Raw genomic sequence first — 721 nt, 5'->3', positions numbered from 1 at the left:
GATCGCCGGGGTCGTGATGAAGCTGTTCATGTTCTGCCTACGCCTGTCCCACTCGGGCAAGGCCGTCCACATCGCCTACGCCAACCAGTCCCAGGAGTCGTTCCTCGACGGCCACGCCCGCGCCTTCGAAGCACTCGGCGGTGTCCCGACCGGGATGATCCGCTACGACAACCTCACCCCGGCGGTGATCCGGGTCGCGCTGGGCCGCGAGCGCCTGGAGAACCCCAGGTTCGTCGCGATGCGCTCGCACTACGGCTACGACTCGTTCTTCTGCATCCCCGGCATCGACGGGGCCCATGAGAAGGGCGGTGTCGAGGGAGAGATCGGCCGGTTCCGCCGACGACATCTCACCCCGGTCCCACACGTCGGATCGCTCGCGGCACTCAACGCGGCGCTGGCCGCCGCGGACGCCCGCGACGACGCCCGACGTATCGGTGCCCGCGCCGAGACCGTCGGCGTCGCCGCGGCCCGTGAGGTGCCGCTGCTGCGCCCGCTGCCGGAAACGATCTTCGACGTCGCCGCGCCGTTGTCGTGTCGCGTCGATGCCAAAGCCCGGGTCTGTGTGCGCCAGTCCTACTACTCGGTCCCGGCCCGCTACGCGGGCCGTCGACTCGAGGTCCGACTCGGCGCCGACACCATCCGCGTCCTTGATGCCGGCACGGTCATCGCCACCCACGTCCGGTCGCTGCACAAGGGCAGCGAGGACCTGGTGCTGGATCAC

Annotated in this window: 1 protein-coding gene; it reads left to right on the top strand. The window is 69.9% G+C overall.

The window, feature by feature from the left end; genetic code table 11:
- Positions 1–16 precede the first annotated feature (16 nt).
- On the top strand, positions 17–721 hold a 705-nt coding region (locus tag QWJ41_RS20750), incomplete at its 3' end, for a Mu transposase domain-containing protein (protein ID WP_439117352.1).

Origin of the sequence: Nocardioides cremeus, assembly GCF_030518195.1 — a bacterium.
Classification (GTDB): domain Bacteria; phylum Actinomycetota; class Actinomycetes; order Propionibacteriales; family Nocardioidaceae; genus Nocardioides; species Nocardioides cremeus.
This window is presented reverse-complemented; position numbering and strand designations above follow the sequence as displayed.